The sequence below is a fragment of the Cellulosimicrobium sp. 4261 genome, from assembly GCF_040546915.1.
Lineage (GTDB): Bacteria > Actinomycetota > Actinomycetes > Actinomycetales > Cellulomonadaceae > Cellulosimicrobium > Cellulosimicrobium cinnabarinum.
The window spans coordinates 37,990-64,970 of the sequence record NZ_JBEPOQ010000006.1 but is presented as its reverse complement, the minus strand read 5'-3'; the positions used below and the strand labels follow the sequence as shown (position 1 = coordinate 64,970).

Here is a 26,981-nt window from a genome sequence, read left to right as displayed (position 1 = left end):
ATGCCACGTCGTCCTCGCGCCCTCGCACTCCTCACCGCCCTGGGGCTGCTCGTCTCCGGCCTCGTCGGTCCCGTCGCGGCGTCCGCCGCGGTGGTGACCTCGGAGCGCGTCGTCCTCCCACCGTCGGGGACGGTGACGATCGCGGGACGCGGCTACGGCCACGGTCGTGGACTGTCGCAGTGGGGGGCCCGAGCGGCGGCCGCTCAGGGCGTCGGCTACCCGGCCATCCTCGACTTCTACTATCCCGGTACCGTGGCGGTCACCCAGTCGAACCAGGCGATCCGCGTGCTCATCAGTGCCGACACCGACAACGAGGTCCGGGTCGTCGCGGAGGCCGGAATGACCGCCTCTGACACCGTCAACGGGCCCCGCCCCATCGGATTCAGCGGTCAGCAGGTCACACAGTGGCGGATCGTCCGCCAGGCGCCCGGACTGTACCTCGAAGGGCTCGTGAACGGCTCGTGGCGGAGGTGGTCGCAGGGCGCGTCCGCGACGTACCTCGACCTTGCCTCACCCGACGGCACCCTGCGGCTGATCCTCCCGGACGGACGGCAGAAGGAGTACCGAGGGTCGCTCCGTGGTGTGAGCGACGGCGACTCTCCCCGGCTGCGGACGGTGAACGCCGTGCCGCTCGAGTCGTACCTGCGCTCCGTGGTGCCGGCCGAGTCGCCGTCGAGCTGGCCCGCCGACGCGCTGCGGGCACAGGCCGTCGCGGCCCGGACGTACGCGTCCCACCAGCGGGCCTCCGCGGGGAACGCGGGGTGGCAGACCTGCGACACCACGCAGTGCCAGGTCTACGCCGGGATCAGGACGCTCAACGCGTCGGGCACCGTGACCGCCGTCCACGAGGCAGCGTCCACCGACGCCGCGATCTCGGCGACGGCGAACCAGGTGCGCCACTACGGCGGGGCGCTCGCCTTCACCCAGTTCAGCGCGTCCAACGGTGGCTGGACGGCCGCGGGGAACCTGCCCTACCAGGTGGCGCGACGCGATCCCTGGGACCCGATCGGCAACCCGTCGCACGCGTGGTCGGTGAAGGTCTCGGCGAGCACGCTGCGCTCGGCGTTCCCCCAGGTCGGGACCCCCCGCTCCGTCGAGATCCGGCGCCGGACCGGCGACGGTGAGTGGGGTGGTCGCGTCGTCGAGGTCGTGGTCTCCGGGTCGAGCGGGTCGACGTCCACGACGGGTTCCGGGTTCCGCAGCGCGCTCGGCCTGCGGAGCGACTGGTGGAAGATCACGGGCAGCACGGCGCTCGACTCCGACACGACGACGGACGGACGGACGGACCTCACCGCCGTGATGTCCGACGGGACCCTCCGGGTGTACGAGGGGAACGGGACGGGCGGGTTCGCCGAGTCTCGCCAGGTCGGCAACGGATGGTCCACGATGCGGCTCGTCGTCCGGGCCAACGACCTCACCGGCGACGGCCGCACCGACCTTCTCGCGGTCGACGCGGCGGGCGTCATGTGGCGCTACCCGACCACGGCCGACGGGACGTTCGCGCCGCGCGTCCGCGTCGGTTCGGGCTGGGGAGGCGCACGGACGGTCGTCGCCCCCGGGGACCTCGACGGCGACGGCAACGCTGACCTCCTCGCCATCGACACGGCGGGCGTCCTGTGGCGGTACCGGGGCCAGGGCAACGGCGGGTTCTCGGCACGCGAGCGCATGGGCGCGGGGTGGCAGTCGATGTCCGTCGTGGTCGGCGGCGGGGACTGGAACTCGGACGGGAGGGCGGACTTCCTCGCCCGCGACGGTGCCGGACGTCTCTACCTGTACCGCGGTGCGGGGAACGGGTTCGACCGCGCACAGATCGGCACAGGGTGGGGCTCCATGCGGCTGCTCACCGTCGTGCGGGACTGGGACGGCGACGGACTCCCTGACCTCGTCGCCACCGGCGCCGACGGGCTCCTGTACCTCTACCGCTGGACGGGCTCCGGCTTCGCCAGCCGGACGACCATCGGCAACGGCTGGGGGGTCGTCGCCCGTCTGGCGTGACACGCGTCGACGCGCTGCGGCCGGGGTGGCATGTGCTGCCCCGGCCGCAGCCGTGTCAGGACGCCACGCCTCCGGAGGGCACGGCGCCGAAGCTCCAGGCAGGCACGAACCCGCCTCGGCCGTTGCCCGGGTAGAGGGTGATCCGGCCGTCGTTCCCGACGAACGCGAGGTCGGGGTTGCCGTCCCGCGTCGCGTCGCCCGTCCCGATGACGGCGGCAGCCGAACCCCAGCCGGACCCGATCTGGCGGGACGGGCCGAGCGTCCCCGCCCCGTTGCCCTGGCGTAGGAAGAGTCGGCCGTTCTCCCGGGTGATCACGTCCGGGACGAGCCCGGTCCACGCGCCGGCGCTCACGATGGTGTCGGCGGCGCCCGCGTCGGTCGCGAGGAGGATGCGCGCGCCGAAGCCGCCCTTCCCGTCGCCCGGGTACAGCCAGATCCGCCCGCCCGTCCGGTCGAGCGCGAGCAGCGCGGGCTTCCCGTCGCCGACGAAGCCGGGTGCGGCGACGACGTCCCGCATCGCGTTCCACCCGCTGCCCACGCGGACACCGCTGGTCGCGAACGTCCCGTTCCCGGTCCCCCGGTGGAGCAGGAGCTCGCCGCCCGGGTTGCGCACCATCAGGTCGGGGCGAGAGTCGCCGTCCCAGTCCCCGGCGACGATCACGTCGGCGCCCTGCGCGACGCGGACCGTGGTGGGGACGCTCCGCGCGAGCACATCGCTCTTCGCGTACGCGTACCGGTGGAGGCGCCCGTCCTTGGCGACCGCGTAGACCTCGACCGTGCTCCCGGTCCGGGCCGCGACGACGCTGGTGAACGACTGCCAGCCGGTCCCGATCTGCGTTCGCGCGCCGAACCCGCCCTGACCGTTCCCCGGGTACCGCCACATCTGCCCCTGCGCGTCCCGGGCGATGAGGTCCGCGTGCCCGTCACCGGACGCGTCGCCGACGCCGAGGATCGTCGTCATGGCGTTCCAGCCGGAGCCGGAGGCCACGCTGCCGGAGAAGCCGCCCTTGCCGTCCCCGAAGTAGGTCGTCAGGCGACCGTCGGACGACCTCGCGACGAGCGCCGGTCGTCCGCCCTGGACGTTGCCCAGCATGACGACGGCCGACATGGAGCCCCATCCCGTACCGATCTTGCGCGGTGTACCGAAACCGCCGGATCCGTTGTTCGGGTAGAGCCACAGCGCGCCGTCGCGAGTCCGCGCCAGGAGGTCGGGAACACCGTCGCCGTCCCAGTCGGAACCACCGGTGATCAGGGTCATCGTGCCCCAGCCCCTGCCGATCTGCTTCCGGGGCTGCCAGCCGTCGGCCGTGCGTCCGTAGAGGAACAGTCCACCGGCCGCGTCCCGAAGGATGAGGTCACCCCGCCCGTCGCGGTTCCAGTCGCCCGCTCCGATCACGGTCCCCGAGCTCCAGCCGTTCCCGACGGCGGTGGGTGACGACCACGCCCAGCCGGCCTGGGTGAGCAGCGACACGACGCCGTTCTTCTGCACGGCGAGATCCGGCTGCGCGTCGCCGACGAGACTACGGGTGATCGACCGGAAGGGTCCGCCGCCCTGCAGGCTCGACGCACGCGAGCGCAGCTCTCCGAGCCGGGGGTAGAGGTTCGCCCCCGGGCAGGACGTCTGCCCGACGTCGCGGTGCCCGACGACCGCAGGCTGGGTGCGACCGTCGATGGCCGCGGTCCCGTTCGCGCGGACGCCGTGGAGGGAGAGCTTCCACGCGATCAGGCGCGACATCGAGTCCATGGCCGCGGCCGGCACGGCGACCTGGTCGTAGTTCCCCATGAGCGAGAGGCCGAACGTGTGGGAGTTCACGCCTGACGCGTGTGCGCCCACGATCGCTCGCTCCACCCCGCCCGCGCGTCCTTCCCAGATGCGACCGAACTTGTCGACGAGGAAGTTGTAGCCGATGTCGCCCCAGCCGCGGGACTGCGCGTGGTAGGTGTAGATGCCCCGGATGATCGACGGCACCTGCGCCGCGGTGTAGTTGTTGGAGCCGGCGGTGTGGTGCACCACGGCGCCGTTGACGCGGCCGACCTGCGGCGTCCAGGTCATGATCGACTCGTCGGCGCCCCACTGCGCGCGCGTGTTGATCGTCGGACGGGACACGGCGGCCGCCGCGAAGCCGTCGGGTTCGGAGGAGGTGCCGCCGGGCGCGGACTCGTCGACGATCGCGGGCGGCGCGGCATCCGGCTCCTCGACGAGGCTCGTCGTCGCCACGGTCGGCTCCGCGTCGGCCTCTCCCGGTTCGATCACGACGAGGCGGATGTCCTGCGGAAGGCTGTCGGCCGCGCCGCGCACAGCGACCTCGACCTCGTCGACGTCCCCGACGAAGGCCGGCTCCGTTCCGTCGCGGAGCACGGTCGCGTCGGACCCGACCTCGTCCTCCGTGGGGTCGTCCGAGACGACCTCCTCCTGGTCGAGGACCGCCCACTCGGACCAGGAGTCCGCCGTGCGCGTCCGCAGCACCACGGTCGAGCCGTCAGGTGCGGTGCCCTGCTCCCAGGTGACGCCGACCACCGCGAGGCCGGTCGTCTCGCCGGAGGTCGCGACGACCGTGCCGTCCTGCTCGGGAGCACCTGCCTCCGTGAACGGGGCGTCGGCGTCCGCGGGCGCGTCCAGCGCCTGGGGGCTCTCGTCCACGGCGAGCTCCGCGACGTCGGACTCGATCCCCTCGTCGCCCTCCACGACCTCGAGCGAGGCGCGAGGGGGCGCCGCCGTGGCTGGTGCCGACGTGGCTGGTGCCGACGTGGCTGGTGCCGACGTGGCGGGCGCCGCGGTCGCTGCCGTGAACGGCAGCGCGAGTACCGCGGCGCCCGCCACGAGGGATCGAAGTGACGTGCCGAACCGATGCGACTGCATCGTTCCTCCCCTGTGGTCGAGATGTGTGCCTTGGGCACTCTCTCGTCACCGTACGTTCCCGGGAGAAAGTCCGCAGTGCGGGCGAGCAGGTTCAGAGGGTGATCATCGTGCCGGTACGGGACGAATCGAGCACGGCCTCCGCGACCTCGAGGGTGCGCAGCCCCTCCTCCATGGTCACGACGTCGTGGCGCAGTCCCAGCACCGCGTCGCGGAACGCCTCGTGCTCGACGCGGAGCGGCTCGCGCTTGGCGAAGGCGTACCGCGTGACGTCTCCCTCGGAGACGCCCCGGAAGGCCGAGACGGCCTCCCACTCCGTCGGGATGACCCCGTTGGCGTAGAAGGTGAGGTCGGCGGTCCCGGTGTCCGCGACGAACGCGCCGCGCTCGCCGGTGACGATGGTGACCCGCTCCTTCATCGGCGAGAGCCAGTTGACGACGTGGTTCGTCACGACGCCGTTCTCGAGCCGTCCGGTCACCGTCACCATGTCCTCGTGCGGGCGACCGCTGCGGTGGGTCGTCTGGGCCGCGACCGACCGGAACGGGCTCTGGGCGACCCAGGCCGTGAGGTCGATGTCGTGGGTACCGAGGTCCTTGACGACCCCGACGTCGGCGATGCGCGCGGGGAAGGGCCCCTGGCGACGGGTCGCGATCTGGTACACCTCGCCGAGCTCGCCCGCCTCCGTGCGGCGGCGGAGCTCCTGGAGCGCGGGGTTGAAGCGCTCGATGTGCCCGACGGCGCCGACCAGGCCGGCCTCCGCGAACGCCTGGGCGACCTTCCGGCCGGCCTCGCTCGTCGCGGCGATGGGCTTCTCGACGAGCGTGTGGACGCCGGCCGCGGCGAGGGCGAGCGCGACGTCCTCGTGGAAGACGGTGGGGACCGCCACGACCGCCATCTGGATACCGGCGGCGATCAGCGCCTCGACGTCGGGAAGGACGTCGAGGTCCCCCGACACCCCGTAGGGGTCGCCGCCCGGGTCCGCGACGGCCACGAGGTCGACGCCGTCGATCTCGCGGAGCACCCGGGCGTGGTGCCGACCCATGGCGCCGAGCCCGATGAGACCTGCGCGAAGGTCTGCCATCACGCACCTGCCTTCACGACGGTGTTGACCGCGGTGACGATGCGGTCGAGGTCGGCCTGGGTGAGCGACGGGTGCACGGGCAGGGAGATCACCTGCTGCGCCGCGATCTCGGTCTCGGGCAGGTCGAGGCCCGGCGCGAAGTGCCGCAGGCTCTCGAGACGGTGGTTCGGGATCGGGTAGTAGACGCCCGAGCCCACGCCGTGCTCCTCGCGGAGCGCGGTCACCACGCCGTCCCGGTCGTCGGCGACCCGGATCGTGTACTGGTGGTAGACGTGCACCGCGCCGTCGGCGACGGGCGGCGTGACGACGCCCTCGAGGTTCTCGGTGAGGAACGCCGCGTTGCGCTGGCGGTCCGCGGTCCAGCCCTGGACCTTCGTGAGCTGGACCCGGCCGATCGCCGCGTGGACGTCGGTCATGCGGGCGTTGAACCCGACGACCTCGTTCGCGTACTGACGCTCCATCCCCTGGTTGCGCAGCAGACGGACGTTGCGGGCGACCTCGTCGGTCGCGCACGACACCATGCCGCCCTCGCCCGACGTCATGTTCTTCGTCGGGTACAGGCTGAACATCGCGAACGTGCCGAACGAGCCGACCGGGCGGCCGTCGAGCGTCGCACCGTGCGCCTGGGCGGCGTCCTCGAAGAGCAGCAGGCCGTGCTCCTCGGCGATCGCTCCCAGCGCCGCCATGTCCGCGGGGTGGCCGTAGAGGTGCACCGGCATGATCGCCTTGGTGCGCTCGGTGATCGCGGCGCGCACCGCGTCGGGCGACAGGCAGAAGTGGTCCGGCTCGATGTCCGCGAACACCGGCGTCGCACCGGTCAGCGCGACCGAGTTCGCGGTCGCCGCGAACGTGAACGACGGGACGATGACCTCGTCGCCGGGGCCGATGCCCGCGGCGAGGAGGCCCAGGTGGAGCCCGGAGGTCCCGGAGTTGACGGCGACGCACGTGCGCCCGCCGACGAGCACGTCGGCGAACTCCTGCTCGAAGGCGGCGACCTCCGGGCCCTGGGCGATCATCCCGCTGCGCAGCACGCGGTCCACGGCCGCTCGCTCGTCGTCCCCGACGATCGGCTTCGCCGCGGGGATCAGTGTCTGGCTCATTCGGCCGCAACCTCTCTGATGGTCTCGTCGTGCTCTTCGTAGCGAACCCCTGTCACCGGGCAGACCCAGTGCTCGCCGTCCTGCTCCAGCGGTCGGCCCGCTCGCCCGACCCAGCCGACGCGCCGCGCGGGAACCCCGACGACGATGGCGTGGTCCGGGACGTCCTTGGTGACGACGGCGCCGGCGGCCACGGTCGCCCAGGCGCCGATCGTCACGGGGGCGACGCACACGGCGCGAGCTCCGATCGCGGCCCCCTCGCCGATCGTCACGCCGACGGCGTGCCAGTCGTCCGCGCTCTTCAGCGACCCGTCGGGGTTGACCGCGCGCGGGTACGTGTCGTTGGTCAGCACCACGGCGGGCCCGATGAAGACGCCGTCCGCGAGCGTCGCCGGCTCGTACACGAGGGCGTAGTTCTGCACCTTGCAGTTCCGGCCCATCTGCACGCCGGTGCCGATGTAGGCGCCCCGTCCTACGACGCACGACTCCCCCATCGACACCCCCTCACGCACCTGGGCGAGGTGCCAGATCTGGCTGCCGTCGCCGATCGCGGCATTCTCGGCGACATCGGCGCTGGGTGCGATGCGCACACTCATGATGGGAAGAGCTCCTCGCTCTCGACAGCAGTGGGCGGGCTCACTCTAACCGCGGCGCCGCACCGGCCAGCCTACCGACGCGGTCGGCACGGGACGACTGACCTTCGTCCCGACCTCGCTCCGGATGCTGCAAGAATGAGGGCATGGACTTTTCGGACGCGGCGACGGACGGTCGCGCGCCCACTCGCACCGTCACCGACGACGTGTGGCTCGTCATCCCGCTCTACAACGAGGACGCGGTGGTGGGCGACGTCGTCGCCCACGCGCGGAAGACGTTCCCGAACGTCGTCTGCGTGGACGACGGCAGCACCGACCAGTCGGCGGCACGCGCTCGCGAGGCAGGTGCCGTCGTGGTGCGCCACGCGGTGAATCTCGGCCAGGGCGCCGCGCTCCAGACGGGCATCGAGTACGCACGCGCCCAGGAGGGCGCCCGCTACCTCGTGACGTTCGACGCGGACGGGCAGCACCAGGTCGACGACGCGCTCGCGATGGTGGAGCTGGCGCGCGCCGAGGACGTGGCGGTCGTGTTCGGCTCGCGATTCCTCGACGACCGCACGAGGCCGGGCCTCCTCAAGCGGCTGGTCCTCCGGACGGCCGTGTGGTTCACGAACCGGAGCACCGGGCTGCGCCTGACCGACGCGCACAACGGCCTCCGGGTCATCCGCGTGGACGCGGCCCGGCAGGTCGACCTGCGCCAGGATCGTATGGCGCACGCGAGCGAGATCGTCTTCCAGCTCGGCCGGACGCGGCTGCCGTGGCGAGAGCACCCGGTCCACGTGCTGTACACGGACTACTCCAAGGGCAAGGGCCAGTCGCTCTGGAACTCCGTCAACATCCTCGTCGACCTCGTCTTCAAGTAGCAGGGATCGGCCATGCTCATCCAGATCATCCTCGTCGTCGCGGTCGTCGTGGCGTCCGTTCTCCTGACCCGCTCGACGGCGAACGCCCGCCACCAGGCGATCCGTCGCCTGCTCCTCGTCGGGTTCGTGCTCTCCGCGGTGCTGGCGATCCTCTTCCCGGAATGGCTCACGTACGTCGCCAACCTGCTCGACGTCGGGCGAGGCACCGACCTCCTGCTGTACGCGCTGGTGATCGCCTTCGTCAGCTTCATCGCGACGAGCCACCGACGGACGAACCAGCTCGAGCGGAAGATCACGGTGCTCACGCGCGAGCTCGGCCTGGCCGAGGCCACGCTCGAACGCGTCGACGACTCGGTGGGCCAGCTCGAGCACGACGAGTCCGCGCGGACCGCCACGACCGACGACACGGTGGTGCCCACGCCTCCCCGGTCCGAGCGGTAGGTTCCACAACTCCTCCACGCCGCGGGCCCCGTGCGCGCGCCAGCGCCTCGCGGCGTCCGCCTATGCTCGATCCCCGTGACCAACCGCTCTCGCGCCCAGAACCGCAGCGCCGCGGCCGCTCGGCCGTCGCGCGGTCCGGCGCACGCACGCCGGCTGCGCAACCACCGGGTCGCGCGCTCGGTCGGTCTCGTCGCCACGGCGGTCCTCGCGTTCGGAGCAGTCGGCGGGGCGTCGGCGCTGTCGAACATCCAGGGCAACATCTCGTCGTCGAACATCGACGGGCTCCTCACGGACCGCCCCGAGCGACCCGACCCGACGGACCCCAACGCCGGCAAGCCGCTCAACATCCTCGTGATGGGCTCCGACGAGCGGGGCGGCGACAACGGTCACGAGGTCGAGGGCGTCGAGGGCATGCGCTCGGACACGACGATCCTCGTGCACGTGTCGTCGGACCGCTCGCGCATGGAGATGATCTCGATCCCGCGCGACTCGCGCGTCGACGTCCCGGCGTGCAACACCACGAGCGGCAAGACGACCGCGCCGGCGAACACCCGCTTCAACGCCGCCTTCGCCAACGGCGCGACCGTCGGCGGTGACGTCGACTCGGCGGCCGCGTGCACCATCACGACCGTCGAGAGCCTGACCGACGTCTTCGTCGACGGTTTCGTCGTCGTCGACTTCGCCGGCTTCCAGAACATGGTCACGGCCATCGGCGGCGTCCCGATCTGCATCCCCGAGGCGATCGACTCGCCCAAGGCGGACCTCAAGCTCGACGCGGGGTGGCAGACGCTCGACGGTGCCCAGGCGCTCGGGTTCGCGCGGGCCCGGTACGGCGTGGGCGACGGGTCGGACCTCAGCCGGATCGGCCGCCAGCAGCAGCTCCTCGCCGCGACGGTCAACCAGGTGCTGTCGAAGAACCTGCTCTCGGACCTCGGCCAGATCTACGGTTTCGTCGACGCGGGCACGAAGTCGCTCACGATGAGCGACAACCTCTCGTCGATCCCGAGCCTCGCCGGGCTCGCCTTCAGCCTCCAGGGCGCGACGAGTGGCAACATCACCTTCATGACCGTTCCCAACGCGCCGGACCCGCGGGACCCCGACGCGAAGGTCGTCTGGACCCCGGAGGCCGACGAGCTGTGGGCGAAGGTGCGCGCGGACGAGCCGATCGTCGCGCCCGTCCCTGCGGCCGACCAGCCGACGGGCGACGCCGCGACCGACACCCCACCGTCCCCCGACGGCGAGGACGCCCCCGCACCGGAGCCCGCGGCGACCGACCCCGCGCCGGCGCAGACGAAGGAAGCCGGCAAGGAGGCGTTCTCCGCCGCCGACGAGACCTCCCAGTGCGGATGACACCATGACCGACTCGCGCGACCCTCGGTCGCTGCCCCCGAGCTTCACGCCCCAGGGCGGTCGCTCGCCCCGCCCGACGTCGGCCGACGACGCGATCGCCGTCGGGAACAGCGGTCGCCCCCGACCGCCGGCCCGGTCCGTGCCCGACGACGCCGTCCGGGCCGAGCCACGCATCCGGCGCCAGTCCTCGCGGGAGATCCCCGTGACCCCGGCCCGCAAGGGCACCCCGCCCCCGGCGCCGCCCGCGGGACGCACGCGCCCCCGGGGCGAGCCCGCGCCGTCGGCGCTGCCCCCGTCCGTCGCGCCGGCGCGGTCGCCCGAGCGCTCGGCCCCCGCCCGCGTCTCGTCGGCACCGCACGCGGGCGCGCGCGCCGCGACCGCGAGCCCGGGACGGCGGCCCACCGCGACCCCCCGCCCGCGCACGGCCGGTCCCGGTGGTCCGGGCGCCGGGCGCCCGCCGTCGACCCCCGGGTCGTCCCGTCCGGGCGGCGGCTTCCGCGTCCGCAGGGGCCGCGTCGTCGGGCTCGTCGCCGGCGTCGTCATCGTCGCGCTCCTGGCGTGGCCCGTCGGCCTGCTCCTCTGGGCCAACGGCAAGATCCAGCACGTGGAGGCGCTCTCCGGCGCTCCCGGGACCGCGGGCAACACCTACCTGCTCGCCGGGTCCGACGCGCGAGGCGACGGCATCAGCGAGGACGGCACCGAGGGTGCCCGCACGGACACGATCATGGTCCTCCACGCCCCGCCGAGCGGGCCCGTCGCGCTCATCAGCCTGCCGCGCGACACCTACGCGGAGATCCCGGGCAACGGGTCGGGCAAGCTCAACTCGGCGTACTCCTGGGGCGGCCCGGCGCTGCTCGTGCAGACCGTCGAGCAGCTCACCGGCCTCACGGTCGACCACTACGTCGAGGTCGGGTTCGGCGGCGTCGAGGGCATCGTGGACGCCGTCGGCGGCGTCGAGCTGTGCCTCGACTACGACGTGGACGACCCGAAGAGCGAGCTGGTCTGGACGGCGGGCTGCCATACGGCCGACGGACACACCGCGCTCGCGTTCTCGCGCATGCGGTACTCGGACCCGCAGGGCGACATCGGGCGGGCCGAGCGCCAGCGCCAGGTCATCGGCGCGATCAGCTCGCAGGCCGCGAACCCCAGCATCCTCTTCCGTCCGGGCGACCAGGTCTCGCTCCTCGACTCCGGGCTGGGGGCGCTCACCGTCGACGAGAAGACGGGCATCGTGGACCTCGGCAAGCTCGCGCTCGCCTTCCGCAAGGCCAACGGGCCCGACGGCATCACCGGCACGCCGCCGATCTCGAACCCGGACTTCCGTCCCGGCGGCAACCTGGGCTCGACCGTGCAGCTCGACCCCGCGACGGTGGGCCAGTTCTGGGTCGACATCCGGGACGGCAACCTCGCGCCCGGTCAGGTGGGCGGCCTGCCGCAGCCGACGGGCTGACGCCTCGGCTCAGGCGCCGAAGCCGGTCCGCTGCTCCCCCGCGCGCGACGCGCGCAGCCGGGCACCCTTCGCGCGCGCCTGGTCCCCGAGGTCCGCCTGGAAGGCGACCATGCGCTCGCGCAGCCGCGCGGCGTCGTCGTCGGTGCCCGCGGCGAGGATGCGCGCGGCGAGCAGCCCGGCGTTCCGCGCGCCGCCGACGGAGACGGTGGCGACGGGGACGCCCGCGGGCATCTGCACGATCGACAGGAGCGAGTCCATGCCGTCGAGGTGGCGCAGCGGCACCGGGACCCCGATGACGGGCAGGGGCGTGACGGCGGCGAGCATGCCCGGCAGGTGGGCCGCTCCCCCGGCGCCCGCGACGACGACGCGCAGGCCGCGCTCCGCGGCGGTGCGACCGTAGTCGATCATCTCGACGGGCATGCGGTGGGCGGAGACGACGTCGACCTCGACGGGCACGTCGAACTCGGCGAGAGCGTCGGCGGCGGCCTCCATGACGGGCCAGTCGGAGTCCGACCCCATGACGATGCCGACGACAGGGTTCTTGCTCATGCGCGCTCCTCGTTCGGGTCGGTCGCGGGGTGCTCGCCCCGCAAGGTCGCGGCGGCGGCCAGGGCCCGACGCCGGACCTCGTCCAGGTCGTCGCCGCTCACGTTGACGTGGCCGAGCTTGCGCCCGGGACGCACGCCCTTGCCGTAGAGGTTGACCCGCGCGTCGGGGAACGCGGCGAGGACGTCGGGCAGCGCGTCGGTGAGCGCGTCGAGCGTCGATCCGAGGACGTTCGCCATCACGGTCCAGCGCGCGGTCGCGGCGGTGTCGCCGAGCGGGAGGTCGAGCACGGCACGCAGGTGCTGCTCGAACTGGCTCGTCACCGCGCCGTCGATCGTCCAGTGGCCGGAGTTGTGGGGCCGCATCGCGAGCTCGTTGACCAGCACGCGCGGTCCGTCCTCCCCCGCGACCTCGAACATCTCCACCGCGAGCACGCCGGTGACGCCGAGCCCCTCGGCGATCCGCACGGCGGCGTCGCGCGCACGCTCCGCCTCGGCGTCGGTGAGACCGGGTGCGGGCGCGATCACCTCGGCGCACACGCCGTCGCGCTGGATCGACTCCACGACGGGCCACGTGCGCACCTCGCCCTGCCCGTCGGCGCCGCCGCTCGGGCGCCGGGCGACGAGGACAGCGAGCTCGCGCGTGAACGGGACCTTCTCCTCGACGAGGAGCTCGGGGCCGTCCGCCGCGGCCGCCTCGATCCACTCCGCGACCTGCTCGGGGCCGCCCTCCGCGGCCGAGACCACGCGGACGCCCTTGCCGTCGTACCCGCCGCGCGCCGTCTTCACGACGGCCTCGCCCCCGACCTCGTCGAGGAAGTCGGTGAGCGCGGCCCGGGCGGCCGCCGGGTCCGTGGGGAGCGCGGCCCAGCGCGGGCACGGCACGCCGAGCTCGGTGAGCCGGCGGCGCATGACGATCTTGTCCTGGGCGTGGACGAGCGCGTTCGGCCCGGGGCGCACGGGCGTGCCGTGCTCGAGGAGGTCGGTGAGCAGCGCGTTCGGGACGTGCTCGTGCTCGAACGTCAGGACGTCCGCCGGGGCGGCGCCCGCCGGGGCGATGAGGGAGCGGACCGCGGCCTCGTCGGACGCGACGCCGACGGGCGCGTCCACGACGACCTGGGCCGCGGACGAGTCCGCGGCCTCCACGAGCACGCGCAGGTGCACGCCGAGCTCCCCGGCCGCGGGGGCCATCATGCGTGCGAGCTGTCCTCCGCCGACCACGGCGATCACTGGGGCTGCCACGTGCACCCACCCTAGTGCCTGGCCCGGGAGCGGCCCGCCCCGGACCGCCCGTCGGACGGACGGCAGCCGGACGCCGGGTGGAGGGGCGGACGGGAACCCGGCGGAGGGCGGACGACGGACCGCACCCGGGCGGGGCCCCGGACCGCCCGGTAGCCTCGAGGGGTGGTGAGCGACCTGGACCGACGAGCGGAGACGTCCGCGACGTCCGGGTCGCGCCGCGAGCGGGTGCTCGCGCGGGTCCGCGAGCTCGCGAAGTTCGGCTCGGTCGGCGCGCTCGCGTACGTCGTCGACCTCGGCCTGTTCAACCTGCTCAGCTTCGGCCCGGGCGAGCTGCTCGGGCACAAGCCGCTCACCGCGAAGATCGTCTCCGTCGCCGTCGCGACGCTCGTGGCGTGGGTCGGCAACCGGTACTGGACGTTCTCGGACCGGCGCACGCAGTCGCGCGGGCGGGAGCTCGCCGCGTTCGTCGTCGTCAACGTGGGCGGCATGCTCATCGCGGTGGGGTGCCTCGCGATCTCGACGTACGCGCTCGGGCTGACGTCGCCGCTCGCCAAGAACATCTCGGCGAACGTCGTGGGGCTCGCCCTGGGCACGGCGTTCCGCTACGTCGCGTACCGCCACCTGGTCTTCACGGGAGACCGCGACGCTCCTGCCACCCCGGCGGGCACCGCCGCCGACGGCGCGGCCCGCCCTCCCGCGGACGTGCGGGCCGACTGAGCCCTCCGCGTCCCGCGACGCGTCAGCCGCGCCGGCGCCGACGCCGACCGGCAGCGACCGCCGTCCCGGTCGGCAGCACGACCCGCGGGTCGAGGCGCCGCGGCACCCCCGCGAGGAACAGCGCGAAGACCGCGGGCCGGCGCTGCGCGAGCTCCAGGCGACCGCCGTCGGACGCGGCGAGGTCCCGGGCGAGCGCGAGACCGAGGCCCGTCCCCGCGCCCGACGTGACCTCGCGCTCGAAGATGCGCGGCGCGAGGTCGTCGGGGACACCCGCGCCCTCGTCGGACACCTCGGTGACGATGGCGCCGCTCGTGCCGGACGGGCGGGCGCGGACCGTCGTCGTGCCGCCGCCGTGCTTGAGGGAGTTCTCGATGAGCGTGGCCAGCACCTGCGCGAGCGCACCGGGCGTCGCGAGCACCTGGTACTCGGGCGGCACGTCGACGACGAGCCGGCGCCCCGCCTTCGCGAACGTCGGCACCCACTCCTCCTCCTGCTGGTGCACGACGTCGAGCAGGCTGACCGCCTCCGTCGTCCCGCCCTGCGCGCGCCGGGACGACGCGAGGAGGTCGTCGACGACGCCGACGAGGCGCTCGACCTGCTCGAGGGAGATGCGCGCCTCCTCCTGGACCGCCGGGTCGTCGGAGGCGAGCGAGATCTCCTCGAGCCGCATGCTCAGGGCCGTGAGGGGCGTGCGGAGCTGGTGCGACGCGTCGGCGGCGAACTGGCGCTCCGCGGCGAGCCGGCCCGCGAGCCGGTCGGAGCTGCGCGCGAGCTCGGCCGCGACGAGGTCGATCTCCTCGACGCCCGAGGGTTCGAGGCGTGGCCGGACCTGCCCCGAGCCGAGCTGCTCCGCGGACGCCGCGAGGTACACGAGCGGCGCGGCGATGCGGTTCGCCTGCCACACCGCCATCCCGATGCCCGCCGCGAACGCGACGATCGCCGCGGCCACGACGAGCAGCACGACCTGCGCGGCCCGGAGGTAGGCGTCCCAGTAGGAGACGGTGAGGGTCACGAGCGCGCCGGAGTCGGAGTGCAGGGGCTGCTCGATCTCGCGGCCCGTGATCTCGTCGCCCGCGGTGAGCACCGTGCCGTCGGGCAGCGCGACGTAGACGTGCGCCGGCGGGTCGCTCGCGCGCGGCTGGACCGCGTCCTCGATGACGTAGTCCGGGATCTCGTCGCCCGCCGCGAGACGCGCGTCGATGGACCGGGACAGGCGCTCCACGCGCGAGGAGACGTCGTCGACCTCACCCTGGAGCACGAACCGGGCGCCGTAGAAGGCGAGGGGGAACCCGAGGAGGATCACGGCGACGGCCACGGCCGCCACCGTCGCCTGCAGCATCCGACGCCGCACGCTGCCCCTCGCTCCCCGTGTCCCTCGTCCCGTCAGGGGACGGTCAGCTCTCGCCGGTCTCGAAGCGGAAGCCGAGACCCCGGACGGTCGAGATGTAGCGCGGCGCGTTGGCGTCGTCGCCGAGCTTGCGACGCAGCCACGACACGTGCATGTCGAGCGTCTTCGTCGAGCCGACGGGCTCCGAGCCCCACACGTCGCGCATCAGCGCGTCGCGGACGACGACCGAGCCCGCGCTCGCGACGAGCACGCGCAGCAGCTCGAACTCCTTGGTGGTCAGGTGGAGCTCGCGCTCGCCCTGGAACGCCCGGTGCGCGGAGACGTCGATGCGGACGTCCTGCGCGGCGAGCTCCTCCTCGTCGACCTGCTCGCCGTGCGAGCGGCGCAGGAGCGCCCGGACCCGGGCGAGGAGCTCCGCGAGGCGGAACGGCTTGGTGACGTAGTCGTCGGCGCCCGCGTCGAGGCCCACGACGAGGTCGACCTCGTCGGCGCGCGCGGTGAGCACGAGCACGGGCGTGGTCAGGCCCTTGTGACGGATCTCGCGTGCGACGTCGAGGCCGTCCATGTCCGGAAGGCCCAGATCGAGCACCACGATGTCCGCACCGCTGGCCGAGTCGATCGCCCCTTGACCAGTTCCTTGGACGACGACGTTGTAACCCTCACGTGTCAGTGCGCGCGCCAAAGGTTCGGCAATCGCCGGGTCGTCCTCCGCTAGCAGTACGTGGGTCATTCGCTCATGCTAGGGCATCAGTACGACTTCGGTCCCATCGTGCTCGGTGAACTCTGCGACCCTGGTCGGACGCCGTGCGACCGCCCGCTGCCTAGGCTGGACGCATGGGTTGGTACGAGCGCCTCGGGCAGTGGTCCGACGAGCACCGCTTCGGTGTGGACCTCACCGTCACGCTCGTCCTCGCGGTGGCGTTCGTCCCCGCGTCGGCGGCGTTCTCCGCGTCCGGTGCGAGCGGCGTCGGCACGAGCGGCGGCTGGGCCGCGTTCTGGGCCGTGCTGCTCCTCGCGCCGCTCCCCTGGCGACGCTCGTACCCGCTCGCGTCGGCGGTCACGGTGTACTCGGTCGCGCTCGTGCACCTGCTCGCGGGCTACCTCCTCATCTTCCCGGCCGACTTCGCCGTGCTCGTCGCGCTCTACTCGGTCACGGTCTACGGGCCGCGCTGGGCGCACCGCACCGCGATCGTCGCGTCGCTCGTCGGCGCGGTGGTCCTGGGCGTCGCGCTCGGGCTGCTGTCGGGCCGGCTCACCGACCTCGCGCTCATGGTCTTCCTCACGTCCGCGTTCGGCGGGATGACGTTCCTCGCGGTCTGGGCGTTCGGCCTGGTGCGGCGGTCCCGGCGCGAGACGATCGCGGCGCTCGTCGACCGCGCGGAGCGCCTCGAGGTCGAGCGCGACCAGCAGGCCCAGATCGCGACCGCGGCCGAACGGGCGCGCATCGCCCGCGAGATGCACGACATCGTGGCCCACTCGCTGTCCGTCATCATCGCCCAGGCCGACGGCGGCCGGTACGCCGCCGTGCACGACCCCGACGCCGCGGCCCGCGCGCTCGCGACCGTCTCGGAGACGGGGCGCACCGCCCTGGCCGACATGCGCCGTCTGCTCGGCGTGCTGCGGTCCGAACCACCGCGGCCGCCTGCGGCGGGACCGGGGGTCGGGCCGGCCGGCACCCTCGCGCTGCCCGCGGGCCGCGGCGGTGTCCCCGGCCCAGGGCCCTCCGGACCGGGCGCGCCCACGCAGCAGCTCCCGGGCAACCCCCCGCCGGCCGCGCTCGAGCGCGCGCCGCAGCCCGACGCCGCCGACCTCGAGAGCCTCGTCGCCCAGGTGCGCGACAGCGGGATGCGCGTGTCGTTCGTGCGCGTGGGCGAGGCACGACCCCTGCCGCCCGGGGCCGGGCTCACGGTCTACCGCGTCTGCCAGGAGGCGCTCACCAACGTCCTCAAGCACGCAGGCCCCGACCCGGAGGTGACGGTCGTCGTGCGCTGGGGCGCCACGACCCTCGACCTCGAGATCGAGGACGACGGCCGGGGCGCCTCGAGCGCCGCCGAGGCCCGGCAGGACGCCCGGTCCGGTGGGTACGGCGTGCTCGGCATGCGCGAGCGGGCCGCGCTCTTCGGCGGGTCCGTCCAGGTGGGGCCGCGCGCCGGCGGCGGGTTCCGGGTGCACCTGCGCCTGCCCGTGCCGCCGGTCCCCGGTCGTGCGCCCGTGCCGCCCGGCCCGGCGCCGTCGGGCAGGACGGGACCGTCGGGCAGGATGGGACCGGGCAGGACGGGACCGGGCCCGACGGCCGCGGGACCGGCGCCGGGCGTCTTCGCCCCGCCCCCGCCGCCCGCCCGACCCGCGCGCGAGACCCCGACCGGACCGACCGACAGGACACCATGACCGACGCCCTCCCCGTGCCCGACGACGCGTACGCCGCCGAGCCGCACGCCCCCGTGCGCATCGCGCTCGTCGACGACCAGCAGCTCGTGCGCGCAGGCTTCCGCATGGTGATCGACTCCCAGCCGGACCTCACGGTCGCCGTCGAGGCGGGCGACGGGCTCCAGGCGCTGCGCCTGCTCGCGGACCACCCGGTCGACGTCGTGCTCATGGACGTCCGCATGCCGCACCTCGACGGGCTCCAGACGACGGCGCGCCTCACCGCGGCGGCGGCCGACGGCGCGCACGCCCCCAAGGTCATCGTCCTCACGACGTTCGACCTCGACGAGTACGTGCTCGAGGCCATCCGCTCGGGCGCGAGCGGCTTCCTGCTCAAGGACGCGCCGCCGGAGGAGATGCTGGCCGCGATCCGGACGGTGCACCGCGGCGACGCGGTCATCGCGCCGTCGTCCACGCGGCGCCTGCTCGAGCACCTCGTGACGGCGCTGCCCGCCGAGCAGGTCCAGGACTCGCCCGCGCACGCGGCCGTCGAGGGCCTCACCGAGCGCGAGCGCGAGGTGCTCGTGCTCATGGCGCGCGGCCGCTCCAACACGGAGATCGCGAGCGACCTGTTCGTCGCCGAGGCGACGGTCAAGACCCACGTCGGGCGCATCCTCGCCAAGCTCGGCGCGCGCGACCGCGTCCAGGCCGTCGTGACGGCCTACGAGACGGGGCTCGTGCGCCCCGGCGCCTGACCCCGCACCGCCCGCGCCCCACCGGTCCCCGACCGGTGGGGCGCCGTCGTGTCCGCCCTGGGCGGGGGACGTCTACGACCAGAGGATGACCCGGCCCGCGGCCAGGACCCGACCGTCGCGGGACGCGGCGGGCCCGGCCCGCTCCGTAGCGTCGTCCACGATCCCGACGCACGCCCGTGACCACCGGTCCGCGTGCGGCACGACGAACCAGGAGACGACGTGGACACGACCGTGTACCGACCCACCGACCCGGCCCCCGCCGGCCCGCCCGCGGTGCGGGCCCGCACGCTGCGCAAGACCTACGGCACGGGCGAGGCGGCGGTGCACGCGCTCGACGGCGTCGACGTGGACTTCGAGCGCGGTCACTTCACGGCCATCATGGGCCCGTCGGGCTCGGGCAAGTCGACGCTCATGCACCTGCTCGCGGGCCTCGACACCGCGACCAGCGGGCACGCCTTCCTCGGGGACACCGAGGTCACCGGCCTCAACGACAACGCGCTCACGCAGCTGCGCCGCGACCGCGTCGGCTTCGTGTTCCAGTCGTTCAACCTGCTGCCGATGTTCACGGCGGAGCAGAACATCACGCTCCCCGTCGAGCTCGCGGGCGGCAAGGTCGACCGTGCGTGGTTCGAGACGCTCGTGCGCACGCTCGGCCTCGAGGCACGCCTGAGCCACCGTCCCAGCGAGCTGTCCGGCGGGCAGCAGCAGCGCGTCGCCATCGCGCGCGCCCTCATCGCCGGCCCGGAGGTCGTGTTCGCCGACGAGCCGACGGGCAACCTCGACTCGCGCTCGGGCGCGGAGGTGCTGAGCTTCCTGCGCCGCTCGGTGCGCGAGCTCGGCCGCACCATCATCATGGTCACGCACGACCCGACGGCCGCGGCCTACGCGGACCGCGTCGTGCTCATCGCCGACGGGCGCATCGCGGGCGACATCACCGACCCGACGCCCGAGTCGGTGCTCGCAGGGCTCGACGCGCTGCGCACGCTCGACGCCGGCACCGACGGCCCCGCCCCGACGGCGTCGCAGGCGGTGCGCGCCTGATGTTCCGGCTCACCCTGGCGCAGATGCGCCGCAGCATCGGCCGCCTCGTCGCGGCCGGCGTCGCGATCGTCATCGGGACGGCCTTCGTCACGGCGACGCTCATCGCGGGCAACGTCATCACCCAGACCACGAACGACTCGATCGCCGCGCAGTACGCCGACGCCGACCTGGTCGTGTCGGCCCCGGACGACCTCACGGCACCGGACGTCGAGGCGCTGCGCTCCGTGCCCGGCGTCGAGGCCGTCGACGCGGTCTCGTTCACCTACCTCGACCTCTCCCACGGCGCGAAGCGCGTGTTCCAGCTCGGCGTCCCGGCGCCGTCCGACCCGCGCTTCGAGGCGCTCGAGGTCGTCGAGGGCTCGATGCCCACCGCCTCGGGCCAGATCTCGCTCCCGACCGCCGTGGCCGAGCGCCTCGGCGTCGGGATCGGCGACACCGTCACCAGCTCGCGCAACGTGTGGGACGACACCGCGCCCGACGGCGGCGACTACACGGAGGTCCGGGACGAGCTGACCGTCGTCGGCACGACCGACGACCCGTTCGGCGCCTACGCCCAGATGGGCGGTGCCGTCGTGGTCCCGGCCGAGGACGTCGCGGCCTGGGAGGCCGCGCAGACCACGCCCGACGACCCGGGCCGCACGTACTCGTCCGCGATGGTGGGCCTCGCGCCCGGCACGGACCTCGAGACGGCGCGCGCCGAGCTCGTCGCCGCCTCGCCGGACGGGGCGAAGGCCGTCACGCCGGACGAGCACGCCCAGGACCAGGCGCGCAAGATGACCGGCGACCAGGACGTCTTCACCTACGTCATCCTCTCGTTCGCCGCCGTCGCGCTGCTCGTCGCGGCGCTCGTCATCGCGAACACGTTCCAGGTCCTCGTCGCGCAGCGCACGCGCACCCTCGCGCTCCTGCGGGCGGTCGGCGCGAACAAGGCGCAGCTCGCCCGGTCCGTGCTCACCGAGGCGACGATCCTCGGCGTCGTGTCCTCGCTCGCCGGCATCGTCCTGGGCGGCCTGCTCACGCAGATCGCGCTCCTCGTGGCCCGCGGCGCCGACCTGGGCGTCCCGGTCCCCGCGACCATCACGGTGACGCCCGTGGTCGTGCTCGTGCCGCTCGTGGTCGGCACGCTCGTGACGGTCGTCGCGTCGCTCGCCCCCGCCCGCGCCGCCACGCGCGTCGCCCCGCTCGAGGCGCTGCGCCCGGCCGACGCGCCGAGCATCCTGCGCGGCGGCGGTCGCGTGCGGCTCGTCCTCGCGTCCCTGCTCACGCTGGGCGGCGTCGCCGTCCTCGCGGGCGGGATCTGGCTCGGGCTCACCGACAAGCCCGAGATCGGGCTCCTCGCCGGGGTCGCCGGCGGCGCGCTGTCGTTCGTGGGCGTCCTCGTCGGAGCGGTCTACTGGCTGCCCGCCGTCGTGGCGTTCGTCGGCCGGCTGCTCGCGGGCACCGGGTCGACGGCGCGCCTCGCCACCGCGAACACGCTGCGCAACCCGCGCCGCACCACGGCGACGAGCACCGCGCTCCTCATCGGCGTCACGCTCGTCGCCATGATGTCGACCGGCGCCGCGAGCGCCCGCACGTCGCTCGACGCGGCGCTCGACGACCAGTACCCCGTCGACGTCATGGTCGCGACGGACGCGTACGGGTCGACCGGCGAGCCGGTGCCGTCCGACGTCGTGCGGGCCGTGTCCGGCACCGAGGGCGTGTCCCGCGTCGTCGAGCTGTACGCCACGGCGGTGACCATGCCGGACGGCACCGAGACGTCGTTCCACGGGGTCGACCCCGACGCCGCGCGCTCCGTGGTGCGGACGCCGGACGACCTCGCGGCCTTCGGTCCGGGGACGGTCCTCCTCTCGGAGGGCGAGGCGGAGAACTACGGCCTCGCGGACGGCGAGACCGCCGAGCTCACGGGCCCGACGGGCGAGACGCTCGACGTGGTCGTCCGCACCGGGGGCATCGGCTCCGGCGGGCTGCTCACCGTCGACGACGCGCGCGCCGTCGACCCGACGGGCCTCATGTCCCGGCTGTGGGTCGGCCTCGACGACACCGGCGCCGCCGCACAGGTGGTGCCCGCGATCCAGGACGCCGTCGTGGAGTCGGACACGCCCGTGGAGGTCGCCGGGATCGCCGTCGAGCGCGCGGCGATGCAGAGCGTCATCGACACGATCCTCGGGGTCATCGTCGGGCTGCTCGCCGTCGCGGTCGTCATCGCGCTCATCGGCGTGGCGAACACGCTCTCGCTCTCGGTCATCGAGCGGCGACGCGAGTCCGCGACGCTCCGGGCGATCGGCCTCAGCCGCACGCAGCTGCGGTGGATGCTCGCGATCGAGGGCATGCTCATCGCGGGCGTCGGGGCGGTCCTCGGGATCGTGCTGGGCGTGCTCTACGGGTGGGCCGGAGCAGCGACGGCGCTGAGCGTCATGGGCGACGTGTCGCTCGCCGTGCCGTGGCGCGACATCGCGCTCGTGCTCGTGGTCGCCCTCGTCGCGGGTCTCGTCGCCTCCGTCGTCCCCGGCCGCACCGCGGCCCGGACGTCGCCCGTCGCGGCGCTCGCCGTGGACTGAGCCGACACGCCCCACCGGCCGTCGGCCGACACGCGCCCCTGTGGACGGACCCCCGTCCACAGGGGCGCGGTCGTGCGCGGCGGGCGCGGACCGCCGTCGGGCACGATCAGCGGGTGCGCTCCCCCGCCCCGCCCCTCGCTCCCGGTGCACCGCCGGGCGGCACGCCCGCGCCCCGGCCCGACGGCGCGGCGTGGGTGCGCGTGACGGTCCACCCGGGCACGGACGTCCTGCTGGCCGCGGGCACGCGCCTCGGCGACGCACGGCCTGCGCTCGCCGACCTCGGCTGCCGTCCCGAGCTGCGCACGGCGCCGCTGGCCGTGGACGGCGTCCCGGTCGACGACGACCAGCGCTGCGGCACGCGGCCGCTCCTCCCCGGAACGACGGTCGCGGTCGCGCGGAGGGGCCCCGACCCCCGGGCCCGCGACGACGGGCCGGCCCCGGAGCACGTGCTCGCGGCGCCCCGGCACGTCGCGGTCCTGGGCGGCCCGGAGGCCGGGCGGCTCGTCGCCGTCGGGCGCAGCGCCCGTGGCCGGGCGCGCGTCGACCGGCTCGACGTCCGCTGGCGCACCACGCGGCGCGGGCCCCGGGTCCGGGTCCGGGTGCGCGTGCCGCACGGCACGCGCCGCGTGCCCGACGACGCGGCCCTCCTCCACGCGCGCCCGGCCCGGGCCGGGCGGCGGGTGGGCTCGTGGCGCGCGGTGCGCTGGCGCGACGGTCGCGCCCTGGTGACGCCCGACGGCACGTACGCGCTGCGTGCGCGGCCCGCGCTCGTGCACGGCCCCGGGACCGGACCCGCCGTGGCTCCGGGCCGTCCCGCCGACCCGGGGCGCCTCGGGACGACGCAGCTCGCGACCGCGCTCGTGCCGGCCGTCGCGTCGATCGGGCTCGCGGTGGCGCTGCGTCAGCCCCTCCTCGCCCTGCTCGCGCTCGTCGGGCCGCTCGCGGTCCTCGGGCCCGCGCTCGCCGAGGCCCGCCGTCGGCGCGCCGCGAAGCGCGCCGCCCCGCCCGGGCCCGGAGCGTCGACGGACGCCGAGGCCGTCCGCGGGACCGCGCCGGTGGATCCGCTGCACCCCCGGCCCGCGGACGTCCTGCTGTGGGCGACGGTCGCCCGGCTCGCCCCGGCGGGCGCCGACCCGGCGGCGGGATCGCCGGGCGCTCCGTCGGCGCACGCCGGGTCGTCGGGAGCGGCGCCGGCAAGGACCGCCGCCGGCACGGTGCCGGGCCGCCCCGTGGGCTCGGCCGGTGGCGGGGCGCTGATCGCGGCGCGGGGCGCGACGAACCCGTCGCGGGTCCGGCTGCCGGACGGCTGCGTGGCCGTCGTCGGGCCTCGCGATGCCGCGCTCGCCGGGTCCCGCGCCGTCCTCGCGGAGGTCCTCGCGGCGGGGGCGGTGCTGACGGTGCGGCACGCCTCCCAGGACCCGCACGCGTGGTCGTGGTGCCGCTGGCTGCCGCAGGCCCGTGCCGTCCGGACGCTCGACGCCCTGGCCGCCGGGGCCCCGCCGGACCTCGTCGTCGTCGACGGCCCCGTGCCGGCGGGCGAGCTCTCGCGGGCGTGGGAGCGGTGCGCCGCGGGGGGCACGGACGTGCTGCTGGTCCTCGCGGACCGGGCGCACGTCCCGGCGTGGTGCCGGACGCTCGTCGACGTGTCGGGAGTCGTCGCCGTCGTGGCGGGTCCGGACGGCGCCCCGACGCCGCGCGAGCACGTCGGCGTGACCGCCCGGTGGGCACTCGGCCTCGCGCGGCGGCTCGCCGCGGCCGAGCACCTCGGTCGGCTCGGCGGCGGCGCCGGGGACGGCGCGGGCGAGCCCGACCCGGGCGACCCCACCGCGCGGTCGCTGCCGTCGGCGGTCGCGCTGGGTCCCTTGCTGGGGGCGCCGCGAGCGCCGGACCGGCTCCTGACATGGGTGGCCGAGCGCTGGCAGGACGCGTCGCACCGGGACGGGCACGGGCTGCGGACCGTGCTCGGCGTCGGTTCAGGGGGTGCGCCCGTCGTCGTCGACCTCGTCCGCGACGGGCCGCACGTGCTCGTCGCCGGCACGACGGGCTCCGGGAAGTCGGAGCTCCTGCAGACGCTCGTCACCGGGCTCGCGCTCGGGCGCTCGCCCGACGAGCTGTCGTTCGCGCTCGTCGACTTCAAGGGCGGAGCGAGCTTCGGGGCGTGCGGTCGGCTGCCCCACGTCGTGGGCCAGGTGACCGACCTCGACCCCGGGCTCGCGGGGCGCGCGCTCGCCGGGCTCCGGGCCGAGCTGCACCGGCGCGAGCGCCTCCTGGCCACGGCGGGCGTCGCGACCATCGACGACCTCCCGCGCGGACGGCTCGCGCGCCTCGTGGTCGTGGTGGACGAGTTCCGCGCGCTCGCCGACGACCTGCCGGACGTCGTGCCCGGGCTGCTGCGCGTGGCCGCGCAGGGCCGGTCGCTCGGCGTGCACCTGGTCCTCGCGACGCAGCGGCCCGCCGGCGCCGTCAGCGCCGACGTGCGGGCGAACGTCACGCTGCGGCTCGCGCTCCGGGTCGTTGACGTGGCCGACTCGCGCGACGTCGTCGACGCGCCGCACGCGGCCCACGTCCCGGCGTCGATCCCGGGGCGCCTGGTCCTGCGCCGCGGCGCCGAGCCGCCGGTCGCCGTGCAGTGCGCGCGTGCCGGCGGGCCGCTCGCGTTGCCGGAGGCTCGCGTGCGGATCGCGGACCCGTGGGGCACGGAGCGCGGGCCGGGCGGGCCCGCGCCGGGCCGGCCGGCCGACCACCTGCCGCTCCTCGTCGCGGCGGCACGCGAGGTCGCCGCCCGGTCAGGCCTGAGTCCCCACCCCGCGCCATGGCTCCCCGCCCTGCCCGCCCGCGTCGGGCCGGACGACCTCGACGGGGTCGACGAGCCCGACGACGAGGCGGGCGACGAGGCGGGCGTGCTCGCGGCGCGCGACCGCAAGACGGGCGCGCACGTGGGGGGCGCCCCGGCGGCGGACGGGCGCGGGGTGGACGGGCGCGGGGTGGACGGGGGGCGCGGAGCCATCGAGGGGACCGAGGGCGGGGGCGGGGAGGTGCGCCGCGACGACCGCGCGCTGCCCCTCGCACTCGGCGACCTGCCTGCCCTCCAGCGCCGCACGGTGGTCCGCTGGGACCCGCGCGACGGTCACCTCGCGGTCCAGGGCGGGGCCCGGTCGGGCCGGACCACGGCGCTGCGCACCGTCGGGCGGGCCGCGCTCGAGCGCGGCTGGTCGGTCCACGCGATCGGGTCGGGGCTCGCCGGCCTCGCGGCGCACCCCGGCACCGGGACGGTCGTGGACCGGAGCGACCCGCGCCGCGTCGTCCGCCTCCTCCGGCTCCTGGCCGGGCACGACGACGGTCAGCCCCGGCCCGCGGGGCTCGACCGCACGACCGGCCGCACCCTGCTCCTCGTCGACGACGTCGAGGTCGTCCGCGGCGTGCTCGCCGGGGTCGCGGGCGGGGCGGGCGCCGACGCCCTCGCGGACGTGCTCGCCGACTCCCCCGCCGCGGTCGCGGTGAGCGCGAGCGGGCCGACGGTCGGCGGGCTGGTGTCGCTCGTCGGCGTCCGGGCGGTCCTCGCGTCACGCGACCGGCACGACGACGTGTCGCGCGGCGTGCCCGCGGCGCTCGCCGGACAGGGCGGCCCGCCGGGCCGGGCGGTGTGGCTAGGCCCGGGCGACCCGCTGGTGTGCCAGGTCGCGGTGCCACCGGAGGGTTCGCGTGGGTGGACCGAGCTCCCTGCGACGACCCGCCGGGGCGCGTTCCGGCTGCACCCGCTGCCCGACGACGTCGCGGCCGCCGGCCTCGACGTCGCCGGACGCGCGACCGCCGGCGTCGACCGGTTCCCCGCCGGGGCCGCCGCGGACGCGGACCGCACGGTCGCCTGGGCCGACGGCGACGACGCGGACGCTGCGCCCACCCGGGGACCCACCGGCGTCCCGGTCGGCCGGGGCGGCGACGACGGCCGGACGCTGTGGATGGACGTCGGGCGCGGCGCGCTCGTGGTCGGTCCGCCCGGCTCCGGCCGCACGAGCACGCTCGCGCTCCTCGCCCGCCACGTGGCTCGCACCGGTTCGCTCCGCGCGATCGTCACCCGGGACGACGCGCTGGCCGGCACGGCGGTGCCCGGCCCCGGACGCATCGCGCGCACCACCGGCCGGACCGGGGGCGGGCAGGTGGACGACGACGGCAAGAGGAACGGGAACGGGAACGGGACGATCGTCGTGCGGCGGTACGCGCCCGCGGACGTCGCTCGGCTCCTCGACACGCTGGAGGCGGACCGAGCCGGCGCGGTGTCCCTGGGCAGAGCGACGGCACCGGAGGTCGTGGTGGTCGACGACCTGGACGTGCTGACCCAGCTCTGCGTGCTCGAGGCCGAGCGGCTCGCGGCGCTGTGCCGCGACGGGCTCGTGCTGCTCGCGTCGGCGACGACGGGCGCCGCGGCCTCGGCCTTGCGCGGCCCGCTCGCGGACCTGCGCGGGGCGCGCTGCGGCGTCGTCCTCGCGCCGCGGGAGCGCGGGAGCGCCGAGGTGTTCGGGCACGGGCTGGAGTGGCTCACCGAACCTGGTCGGCCCCGACCGGGTCGAGGGGTGCTGGTCCAGGGCACGCGGCTGGCGCCGCTCCAGGTCGCCCGCCCGTGACGGCCGAGCCGCAGCCCGGTGCCCGCCCGTGAGGGGCGAGCCGCCCGGCCCGCGGGCCGAGA

General features: G+C 75.3%; 19 protein-coding genes. 11 read left to right on the top strand and 8 right to left on the bottom strand.

Annotated elements, in window-relative coordinates; translation table 11 throughout:
• Window positions 1-1,995, top strand: a complete 1,995-nt coding sequence (locus ABIE39_RS09930; protein ID WP_354051575.1) for a SpoIID/LytB domain-containing protein — start codon at window positions 1-3, stop codon at window positions 1,993-1,995.
• Between the two features lie 55 nt (window positions 1,996-2,050).
• Here ABIE39_RS09930 and ABIE39_RS09925 read toward each other — a convergent pair whose 3' ends face one another.
• From ABIE39_RS09925 to ABIE39_RS09910, 4 genes are all read right to left on the bottom strand, one after another.
• A complete protein-coding gene (locus tag ABIE39_RS09925; protein WP_354051573.1) occupies window positions 2,051-4,681 on the bottom strand; it encodes an FG-GAP-like repeat-containing protein in 2,631 nt (876 codons plus the stop codon).
• Between the two features lie 265 nt (window positions 4,682-4,946).
• The gene (locus ABIE39_RS09920) at window positions 4,947-5,933 is read right to left on the bottom strand and encodes a Gfo/Idh/MocA family oxidoreductase (protein WP_175009110.1); all 987 of its coding nucleotides are present in this window, start codon (window positions 5,931-5,933) and stop codon (window positions 4,947-4,949) included.
• Window positions 5,933-7,033: an aminotransferase class I/II-fold pyridoxal phosphate-dependent enzyme gene (locus tag ABIE39_RS09915; protein WP_175009109.1), complete on the bottom strand. Its 1,101-nt coding sequence runs from the start codon at window positions 7,031-7,033 to the stop codon at window positions 5,933-5,935. The genes ABIE39_RS09920 and ABIE39_RS09915 overlap by 1 nt, the downstream gene beginning before the upstream one ends.
• Window positions 7,030-7,626: an acyltransferase gene (locus tag ABIE39_RS09910; protein WP_155098530.1), complete on the bottom strand. Its 597-nt coding sequence runs from the start codon at window positions 7,624-7,626 to the stop codon at window positions 7,030-7,032. Before ABIE39_RS09910 ends, ABIE39_RS09915 begins: the two co-directional genes overlap by 4 nt.
• A 143-nt stretch (window positions 7,627-7,769) precedes the next feature.
• Here ABIE39_RS09910 and ABIE39_RS09905 point away from each other — a divergent pair, with 143 nt between their 5' ends.
• From ABIE39_RS09905 to ABIE39_RS09890, 4 genes are all read left to right on the top strand, one after another.
• Window positions 7,770-8,486: a glycosyltransferase gene (locus ABIE39_RS09905; protein WP_175009108.1), complete on the top strand. Its 717-nt coding sequence runs from the start codon at window positions 7,770-7,772 to the stop codon at window positions 8,484-8,486.
• A 12-nt stretch (window positions 8,487-8,498) separates the two neighbouring features.
• Complete coding sequence (locus ABIE39_RS09900) at window positions 8,499-8,927, top strand: DUF2304 family protein (protein ID WP_175009107.1); 429 nt, start codon at window positions 8,499-8,501, stop codon at window positions 8,925-8,927.
• Between the two features lie 75 nt (window positions 8,928-9,002).
• A complete protein-coding gene (locus ABIE39_RS09895; RefSeq protein ID WP_354051570.1) occupies window positions 9,003-10,277 on the top strand; it encodes an LCP family protein in 1,275 nt (424 codons plus the stop codon).
• Between the two features lie 4 nt (window positions 10,278-10,281).
• Window positions 10,282-11,727: an LCP family protein gene (locus ABIE39_RS09890; RefSeq protein ID WP_354051568.1), complete on the top strand. Its 1,446-nt coding sequence runs from the start codon at window positions 10,282-10,284 to the stop codon at window positions 11,725-11,727.
• Window positions 11,728-11,736: 9 nt separating this feature from the next.
• Here ABIE39_RS09890 and purE read toward each other — a convergent pair whose 3' ends face one another.
• Both purE and ABIE39_RS09880 read right to left on the bottom strand, forming a co-directional pair.
• A complete protein-coding gene (purE, locus tag ABIE39_RS09885) occupies window positions 11,737-12,276 on the bottom strand; it encodes a 5-(carboxyamino)imidazole ribonucleotide mutase (protein WP_175009105.1) in 540 nt (179 codons plus the stop codon).
• Entirely contained in the window at window positions 12,273-13,514 is a 1,242-nt protein-coding gene (locus tag ABIE39_RS09880; RefSeq protein ID WP_354051566.1) for a 5-(carboxyamino)imidazole ribonucleotide synthase, read from the bottom strand. The genes purE and ABIE39_RS09880 overlap by 4 nt, the downstream gene beginning before the upstream one ends.
• A gap of 165 nt (window positions 13,515-13,679) precedes the next feature.
• Here ABIE39_RS09880 and ABIE39_RS09875 point away from each other — a divergent pair, with 165 nt between their 5' ends.
• Window positions 13,680-14,231: a GtrA family protein gene (locus ABIE39_RS09875; RefSeq protein WP_175009103.1), complete on the top strand. Its 552-nt coding sequence runs from the start codon at window positions 13,680-13,682 to the stop codon at window positions 14,229-14,231.
• Window positions 14,232-14,253: 22 nt separating this feature from the next.
• Here the strand turns inward: ABIE39_RS09875 and ABIE39_RS09870 are convergent, their stop codons facing one another.
• Both ABIE39_RS09870 and ABIE39_RS09865 read right to left on the bottom strand, forming a co-directional pair.
• A complete protein-coding gene (locus ABIE39_RS09870) occupies window positions 14,254-15,582 on the bottom strand; it encodes an ATP-binding protein (RefSeq protein ID WP_175009102.1) in 1,329 nt (442 codons plus the stop codon).
• A 43-nt stretch (window positions 15,583-15,625) separates the two neighbouring features.
• Window positions 15,626-16,309, bottom strand: coding sequence for a response regulator transcription factor (locus tag ABIE39_RS09865; protein ID WP_031316534.1), 684 nt, complete (start codon window positions 16,307-16,309; stop codon window positions 15,626-15,628).
• Between the two features lie 104 nt (window positions 16,310-16,413).
• On the opposite strand from ABIE39_RS09865, the gene ABIE39_RS09860 reads away from it, so the two are divergent.
• The 5 genes from ABIE39_RS09860 to ABIE39_RS09840 all read left to right on the top strand — a co-directional run bounded on the left by ABIE39_RS09860 (window position 16,414) and on the right by ABIE39_RS09840 (window position 26,919).
• The gene (locus ABIE39_RS09860; RefSeq protein WP_175009101.1) at window positions 16,414-17,967 is read left to right on the top strand and encodes a DUF7134 domain-containing protein; all 1,554 of its coding nucleotides are present in this window, start codon (window positions 16,414-16,416) and stop codon (window positions 17,965-17,967) included.
• Entirely contained in the window at window positions 17,964-18,698 is a 735-nt protein-coding gene (locus tag ABIE39_RS09855) for a response regulator (protein ID WP_175009100.1), read from the top strand. The genes ABIE39_RS09860 and ABIE39_RS09855 overlap by 4 nt, the downstream gene beginning before the upstream one ends.
• 219 nt (window positions 18,699-18,917) lie before the next feature.
• On the top strand, window positions 18,918-19,739 hold the full coding sequence (locus tag ABIE39_RS09850) for an ABC transporter ATP-binding protein (protein WP_194229003.1): 822 nt from the start codon (window positions 18,918-18,920) through the stop codon (window positions 19,737-19,739).
• Window positions 19,739-22,297 carry an FtsX-like permease family protein gene (locus ABIE39_RS09845; protein ID WP_175009098.1) on the top strand — a complete coding sequence of 853 codons (2,559 nt, stop codon included), beginning with the start codon at window positions 19,739-19,741 and terminating at the stop codon, window positions 22,295-22,297. Before ABIE39_RS09850 ends, ABIE39_RS09845 begins: the two co-directional genes overlap by 1 nt.
• Before the next feature lie 113 nt (window positions 22,298-22,410).
• Window positions 22,411-26,919, top strand: a complete 4,509-nt coding sequence (locus tag ABIE39_RS09840) for an FtsK/SpoIIIE domain-containing protein (RefSeq protein WP_354051562.1) — start codon at window positions 22,411-22,413, stop codon at window positions 26,917-26,919.
• Window positions 26,920-26,981 lie beyond the last annotated feature (62 nt).

Excerpts from the sequence above, each read along its gene's own strand:
- purE (WP_175009105.1), bottom strand. The coding sequence starts at position 12,276 with ATGAGCAAGAACCCTGTCGTCGGCATCGTCATGGGGTCGGACTCCGAC.
- ABIE39_RS09920 (WP_175009110.1), bottom strand. The coding sequence starts at position 5,933 with ATGGCAGACCTTCGCGCAGGTCTCATCGGGCTCGGCGCCATGGGTCGG.
- ABIE39_RS09930 (WP_354051575.1), top strand. The coding sequence starts at position 1 with ATGCCACGTCGTCCTCGCGCCCTCGCACTCCTCACCGCCCTGGGGCTG.
- ABIE39_RS09890 (WP_354051568.1), top strand. The coding sequence starts at position 10,282 with ATGACCGACTCGCGCGACCCTCGGTCGCTGCCCCCGAGCTTCACGCCC.
- ABIE39_RS09900 (WP_175009107.1), top strand. The coding sequence starts at position 8,499 with ATGCTCATCCAGATCATCCTCGTCGTCGCGGTCGTCGTGGCGTCCGTT.
- ABIE39_RS09910 (WP_155098530.1), bottom strand. The coding sequence starts at position 7,626 with ATGAGTGTGCGCATCGCACCCAGCGCCGATGTCGCCGAGAATGCCGCG.
- ABIE39_RS09865 (WP_031316534.1), bottom strand. The coding sequence starts at position 16,309 with ATGACCCACGTACTGCTAGCGGAGGACGACCCGGCGATTGCCGAACCT.
- ABIE39_RS09915 (WP_175009109.1), bottom strand. The coding sequence starts at position 7,033 with ATGAGCCAGACACTGATCCCCGCGGCGAAGCCGATCGTCGGGGACGAC.
- ABIE39_RS09845 (WP_175009098.1), top strand. The coding sequence starts at position 19,739 with ATGTTCCGGCTCACCCTGGCGCAGATGCGCCGCAGCATCGGCCGCCTC.
- ABIE39_RS09905 (WP_175009108.1), top strand. The coding sequence starts at position 7,770 with ATGGACTTTTCGGACGCGGCGACGGACGGTCGCGCGCCCACTCGCACC.
- ABIE39_RS09860 (WP_175009101.1), top strand. The coding sequence starts at position 16,414 with ATGGGTTGGTACGAGCGCCTCGGGCAGTGGTCCGACGAGCACCGCTTC.
- ABIE39_RS09855 (WP_175009100.1), top strand. The coding sequence starts at position 17,964 with ATGACCGACGCCCTCCCCGTGCCCGACGACGCGTACGCCGCCGAGCCG.